The sequence below is a fragment of the Clostridium sp. AF50-3 genome (genome assembly GCF_003477445.1).
Classification (GTDB): Bacteria; Bacillota; Clostridia; order Lachnospirales; family Lachnospiraceae; genus Otoolea; species Otoolea fessa.
The window spans coordinates 85,911-92,671 of record NZ_QUDH01000014.1 but is presented as its reverse complement, the minus strand read 5'-3'; the positions used below and the strand labels follow the sequence as shown (position 1 = coordinate 92,671).

The 6,761-nt window shown below is 43.8% G+C and carries 4 protein-coding genes, 1 tRNA gene, 1 rRNA gene and 1 pseudogene; 2 read left to right on the top strand and 5 right to left on the bottom strand.

The window, feature by feature from the left end:
- Window positions 1-212, bottom strand: a 16S ribosomal RNA gene (locus DW085_RS14455); the annotation flags it as partial.
- Window positions 213-643: 431 nt separating this feature from the next.
- A tRNA-Ser gene (locus DW085_RS14450) sits at window positions 644-731 on the bottom strand.
- 258 nt (window positions 732-989) lie between these two features.
- On the opposite strand from DW085_RS14450, the gene DW085_RS14445 reads away from it, so the two are divergent.
- Together DW085_RS14445 and DW085_RS14440 are read left to right on the top strand one after the other, a co-directional pair.
- A complete protein-coding gene (locus DW085_RS14445) occupies window positions 990-1,922 on the top strand; it encodes a 2-dehydropantoate 2-reductase (protein ID WP_118482407.1) in 933 nt (310 codons plus the stop codon).
- A complete protein-coding gene (locus tag DW085_RS14440) occupies window positions 1,904-2,827 on the top strand; it encodes an AEC family transporter (protein ID WP_118493325.1) in 924 nt (307 codons plus the stop codon). Before DW085_RS14445 ends, DW085_RS14440 begins: the two co-directional genes overlap by 19 nt.
- Before the next feature lie 128 nt (window positions 2,828-2,955).
- Here DW085_RS14440 and DW085_RS14435 read toward each other — a convergent pair whose 3' ends face one another.
- The 3 genes and pseudogenes from DW085_RS14435 to DW085_RS14425 form a co-directional block, all read right to left on the bottom strand.
- On the bottom strand, window positions 2,956-3,522 hold the full coding sequence (locus tag DW085_RS14435) for a Fe-S-containing hydro-lyase (RefSeq protein WP_329750711.1): 567 nt from the start codon (window positions 3,520-3,522) through the stop codon (window positions 2,956-2,958).
- Window positions 3,523-3,672: 150 nt separating this feature from the next.
- Window positions 3,673-4,514, bottom strand: a pseudogene (locus DW085_RS14430) (fumarate hydratase).
- Between the two features lie 351 nt (window positions 4,515-4,865).
- On the bottom strand, window positions 4,866-6,683 hold the full coding sequence (locus DW085_RS14425; protein ID WP_118493323.1) for an aminopeptidase P family N-terminal domain-containing protein: 1,818 nt from the start codon (window positions 6,681-6,683) through the stop codon (window positions 4,866-4,868).
- Window positions 6,684-6,761 lie beyond the last annotated feature (78 nt).

The window sequence follows — 6,761 nt, the reverse complement described above, 5'->3', positions numbered from 1 at the left end:
CCATGCGGTCCTGTGCGCTTATGCGGTATTAGCAGTCATTTCTAACTGTTGTCCCCCAGTGTGAGGCAGGTTACCCACGCGTTACTCACCCGTCCGCCACTCAGTCAATCTAGCTTCCATCCGAAAACTTCCGCCAAATCGCTTCGTTCGACTTGCATGTGTTAAGCACGCCGCCAGCGTTCATCCTGAGCCAGGATCAAACTCTCATGTTAAAGTTTTGATTCCAGTCAAAATTCGCTTGGCTAATTTTAACCGTTATTACTGTTGTTTTGGTTCTTCGCAAAATTTGCATTTTGCTCATCGCGTTCAACTCGCTCATGCCTGCAAGCAGTCATGGACTCGTTTTCATCGCGAATGTTCTGAATGTTCTCTTGAACTTCAAGGCTTAACCAAAAGCCTTTGTTCTTAGAATTTTCAGGGTTTTACATACTGTTCAGTTTTCAAGGTTCTTTGTTGTCTCAGCGACAGCTCATATATTCTATCATAAGCATTCTTGCTTGTCAACAACTTTTTTATTTTATTTTTTGTTTTTCTTTTTCAAAAGCGCCGTTTCTTCAACAGCTCAGCTAGTTTATCACGAAAACTCATCAGTGTCAAGCACTTTTTTGTTTTTATTTTTTCTAGCTTTTTTTAAAAAAAGAAACGGAGAAAGAGGGATTTGAACCCTCGCGCCGGTTGCCCGACCTACACCCTTAGCAGGGGCGCCTCTTCGGCCTCTTGAGTATTTCTCCGCAGTAATAAAAAAAATATTCAATTGCATCTTAACGCATTTCTTTGTCAGACGCGTATCTCATTGTATCAAAGAAAATTTAAAATGTCAAGCAAATTTATCCAAGTTTTTTCTTTTTTTTTATTTCCTTTAAACCACCATTTTTCAATATATTCTATGATATGATACTATAAGCACTTAGCGAGATGTTTTGGCGGATTGCAGGACTGCATCGCATCGCACGCAGCAATCCAGATTAGGATTCAGAAAGGAGTTTTTTATGAATTTAAAATATATGATTCTGGGAGCCGGCGGTACCGGAGGAATTCTTGGAGCTGCTCTCACAAAAGCCGGAAAAGATGTTACATTCATTGCCCGTAGTTCCAACCTTGATGCTATGCGTAATAACGGTCTCATCATTCGTCATCTCTGGGATCAGACGGAAGAACATCTTGAGGTTCGTGCATTATCCATGGAAGAATCCTGTGCTCTTTCCCTGGCTCCGGAGGTTATCTTTATATGTGTAAAAGAATATTCCCTTGATTCCGTCCTTCCTTTTATCCGACAGACCGCTGGTCCCCGCACAATTATTATTCCCATCTTAAATATATATGGAACCGGTGCCAGGGTGCAGAAAGAATTACCGGATTGTACCGTTCTGGATGGATGCATCTATGTTTCTGCATCCTTAGAACATCCCGGTGTTCTGGTTCAGCACGGTCCTATCTTAAGAGTTGTCTTCGGTCCCAGGGATCCTTCCTATATTTCTCCGATTTTATCAGCCATTCAATCGGATCTTTGCGAAAGCGGTATCGATGGAGTTTTATCCACCCATATCCAAAGGGATGCTTTGGAGAAATTTTCCTATGTCTCCCCTATCGGAGCTGCCGGAGTCTACCTTCATGCCGTGGCCGGAGATTTTCAAAAGGAAGGACCTGCCCGTGAATTATTTAAATCCATGATTCGTGAAATCAGCGCTCTGGCTGCTGCCATGGGATATCCCTTTGAAAAAGACTATGTAAAAATAAATCTGGAGATTCTTTCCAACTTATCTGCCGATGCCACCACTTCCATGCAGCGTGACATAATGGAAGGAAAACCATCGGAACTGGACGGACTTGTCATGGAGCCCCTCCGACTTGCAAAAAAATATTCTGTCTCTATGCCCTGTTATGAGGAGGTAGCAAACGTATTATGTCCATTGGAATTTTAGTTGGTAAAATTGCGGCATTATTTATCATCATGTTTTTAGGCTTTGTTTTGGTAAAGACTGGCATTTGCCGCTCAGATGACAGCCGCATTCTTTCACGCCTGTCTGTCTATATCGTAGTCCCCTGTTCGATTTTATCTGCTTTTCAGGTCAGCTGCAGCCCTTCCATCCTAAATGGGCTTCTTTTGGCGGTGGCTGCTGCTGTATTGATCCATCTCATCCTGATTGTCCTTTTTTACTTTATAGGACCTCTTCTTCATCTTAACGGAGTCGAAAAAGCCTCTATCATCTACTCTAATGCAGGAAATCTTGTTATACCGCTTGTTTCCTCTATTCTAGGACCAGACTGGGTTATTTATTCCAGCGCCTACGTCTCTGTACAGCTTTTTCTTCTCTGGAGTCATGGCAAAATGATGATCTGTGAAGAAAAGAAGCCTGATTTTAAAAAAATCATAACAAATACAAATATGATTGCCATTTTATTCTGTATTTTTCTATTCTTGGCACAGATTTCACTTCCCGGTCCAGTGGACAGCGCTGTCCGCTCCCTGGGAAGCATGATTGGTCCTTTGGCCATGCTGATCTCAGGAATGCTGATTGCCGGAACCACGCCCCAGGAAATTCTGGCTTTTCCCCATATTGGACTTGTCACGATTCTGCGGCTCATCGGTGTACCGCTTTTGACAATTTTACTTCTTAAATTCAGCGGCCTTGCTTCTTTTACTGAGAATGGTTCACAAATTCTGCTTGTCACCCTGTTAGCCACAATCACCCCATCCGCCTCCACAATCACGCAGATGGCCCAGGTATATGGAAAAGATGCCCGCTATGCTGGTGCCATTAACGTAATTACCACTCTATTCTGTATGATAACCATGCCAATCATGGTTTATCTCTATCAATTATAACTTTATTCTTCACGACAAAAGAGAGGTTATTTGCAAAACAGCCAATAACCTCTCTTCATAAAACTCAAAAATGCATCTGCATTCTTGCTGCGGGATGGGAGTCATCCCACATCTGATATCTTATTATCCTATCTCTGATATTCCTTTACCGCGGTCTCGTAAAGATTGTTTCCTTCGGAATCAATTACCACAATCATAGGCATATTTTCTACCGTCAATTTTCGGATCGCCTCTGTTCCCAGATCATCGTATGCAATCACTTCCGATTCCTTAATGCACTTTGAAAGAATTGCTCCGGCTCCGCCCACTGCCGCAAAATAAACGGCACCATTGCGAACGATGGCATCGATGACTGCCTGGCTTCTCTTTCCTTTTCCGATCATGGCTCCCATGCCGAGATCCAGAAGTCTTGGAGTATATTTATCCATACGGCTGGCTGTGGTCGGACCTGCAGAACCAATCGGACGGCCCTCTCTGGCCGGTGACGGTCCCATATAATAAATTACATTATCTTTCAGATCAAGGGGAAGTTCTCTTCCTTCATCCAGCGTCTCTATCATGCGCTTATGAGCTGCATCACGTGCCGTATAGATGGTTCCGCTTATATATACATAATCACCTGCATGCAGGCTTTTTAATGTCTCCCTGTCAATTGGAGCTGTGATTGTTTTATCCATATTTTCCTCCAAATCTATCTTATGTGCTCTCGGTATCCTTTTGTGCAGGAAAGACTCCGAGAGTACATTCTTTATACTATCAAACGATGTTTGGGTCACAAGAGATTTTTCCCCTTTTGATACCGGATTGCTATGTGCTTCGCACTTCCGCAATCCTAAAAATATTCATCAAATCACTCTGTGCGCATGACGGTTTACATGACAGCAGATATTGATGCCTACCGGCAGCCCTGCAATATGGGTCGGATAGGTTTCAATATTGACAGCCAGTGCGGTTGTCCGTCCGCCTAAACCTCCAGGACCGATTCCAAGGTTATTGATCGTTTCAAGCATTTCTTTTTCCAGATCACGCACATACTCAACCGGTGATTCCTCTTCCAGATTTCTGGTCAGCGCGTGCTTCGCCATCTCTGCACACTTTTCAAAGGTTCCGCCGATTCCGACACCTACTACCATCGGAGGACAGGCATTCGGTCCTGCATCCCGCACCGCTGTCAGAATAGCATCCTTGACTCCTTCGATTCCATCTGCCGGTTTCAGCATGAATATACGGCTCATATTTTCACTTCCGAACCCCTTCGGAGCCACCGTGATCTCTACCTGCTCACCCTCTACGATCTCATAATGAATGATAGCCGGTGTATTATCCTTCGTATTCTCACGGTAAATCGGATCCTTAACCACGGATTTACGGAGATATCCGTCTACATATCCCTGGCGCACGCCTCATTGATAGCATCGGTCAGAGAACCGCCGATCAGATGTACATCCTGTCCCACCTTGATAAACACGACTGCCATTCCGGTATCCTGGCAGATCGGAATCATCTCCTCACCGGCGATACATAAGTTTTCTTCCAGCTGACCTAAAATCTGACGTCCCAATGGAGATTCTTCACTCGCTGCCGCCTCATCAAACACCTTTTTCATATCCGGTGACAGAAAATGGTTGGCCTCAATGCACATTTCTTTGATATTCTGTGTAATGGTTTCAACATTGATTCTTCTCATTTGAAAACTACCCTTCTTCCATGAAATTTTTATCTGCCCCTGCTGACAGAACCGCATCTCTTAATCATTAATGACTCTTATATCATCATAATAGAAATTAAATAATCTTGCAATCATTTCTGAATAGATGTAATAAAAATACCCCCTGAATAGATTTTGATCTCATGCGCAGTGATTCTGATAGGAATATGCCAGCTTTGCTGACCAGAATCACGCGCCAAGTCTCACGGACGTTCGACTTGAATTTATCTCTATCTATTCAGGAGGTATTATATTGTTACAGTTCAGCCATGACATCTTCTTGTTTCCATATTTATTCAAACCAGCGCATGGCTGAACTGTAACATCATATTATCTTGAAATTTCTCTTGTCACGTGTTTTAACCACTCTTTTTCTTCGTCATTCATGTACGGAGAAATGGTTTCGTATACGTCTTTATGGTATGTATTTAAGCGCTCAATATCCGCGTCATCCATGAAACGTGTATCCAGTGCCTCTAAGTCAATCGGCGCCTTGGTCAGGAATTCGAACTTCAGGAACTGTCCGTACTCATTCTTCTCATCCTCGACACATAAGATCAGGTTCTCTGTTCTGGTTCCGAAATCGCCTGCAAAGTACAGACCCGGCTCATCGGAGCAGATCATGCCCGGCTCGATCACAGCGCTGTCCTGACGCTCCGGAACAACCTTCCAGCGCAGTCCGTTCGGTCTCTCATGTACGTTAGAAAGATATCCAACACCATGTCCGGTACCATGTGCAAAATCAAGACCACGTTTCCAGAATGCTTCACGGATGGTGTAGTCTAAGTTGATTCCCCGGCAGCCGTGAAGGAACTTCATGGTTGATACCTTCAGCATAGCGGCTGCTACGATTGTGTAGTACTCTTTTTCCTTCTCGGTCAGAGGTCCTAACGCATAGGTTCTTGTGATATCAGTAGTTCCCTCTAAATACTGTCCTCCGGAATCTACCAGCAGAAGACCTTCCGGTTTTAATTTCTTGCATACCTCATCGCTTGGATGATAATGGCACATTGCTGCATTTTCCTTGTAAGCTGCAATGGTTACGAAACTTGGCTCGATATAATTGCCCTGCTCTGCTCGCAGTTCTTCAATTTTATGAGCCGCTGTCATCTCTGTCATATCGCAGGTTCCGATGGTATGCTTCAGCCAGTACATAAACTTGGTAACAGCTATACCATCTTTTAAATGGGCCTTACGCATATTTTCGATCTCGGTCGCATTCTTAACAGCCTTCATGGTCGCACAAGGATTCATCTCATCTATGATACGGCAGGAAGCATCAAGGCTCTCGCATACAGCAAAGCTTGCTTTCTTGCGTTCCAGAAGAACCTTCTCATTCTTCAGGGCTGCCACATCCTGTAAGAATTCCGCATACTCTTTTACCTGAACCTTTGCCTCAGCTAAAGCCGCACAAACCTCTTTTCCCATCTTAGTATCTTCTTTGATAGCTTCTTTCTGTACGTATAAATAGGCTTCATCCTGTGTAATAAGTGCATAGGACAGAAATACCGGGTTATTTACAATATCGTTTCCACGGAGATTGAATAACCATGCGATTTCATCCAGGGCCGTCATCAGATGAATCTGTGCTTTATTTTTCTTCATGGCATCACGAAGATCAGAAAGTTTCTCTACGGTACTCTTTCCGGCATATTTTACATCCAAGCTCCAGATAGGCTCGCAGGACATAGCCGGACGGGAAGTCCAGATCTCACCTACCAGATCCTTGCTGCAGTTGATTGTTACATTTTTTTCCTGCAGTAAGTTCTGAAGACCATACCCCAGCTCAGAGTTTACAACACGGCCGTCAAATCCAAGGCATCCATCAACCGGAAGCTCCTCCTCTAAAAACTCGTCCAGAGTCGGGAATTCAGGTTCACCCATGCGGTATAATTTGATCTCACTGCCTGAAAGCTGCTCTTCTGCCTGTACAAAGTATCTTCCGTCTGTCCAGAGTCCGGCTTTGTCCATAGTGATAACAGCCGTTCCAGCGGTTCCGTTGAAACCGGTCAGGAAGTGACGGCATTTAAAGAATTCGCCTACATACTCAGATTCATGAAAATCCGCAGTCGGAACCAGGTATGCATCGATTCCCAGTTCTTTCATGCGATCTCTTAATTGTCCAATTTTTATATTTGTCTGGTTCATTATTTCCTCCTTCATACGATTTTTTTGAAAAAATATGTACTCCTGGAATGTCTATGCATTCCGCATAAAACATTCCCA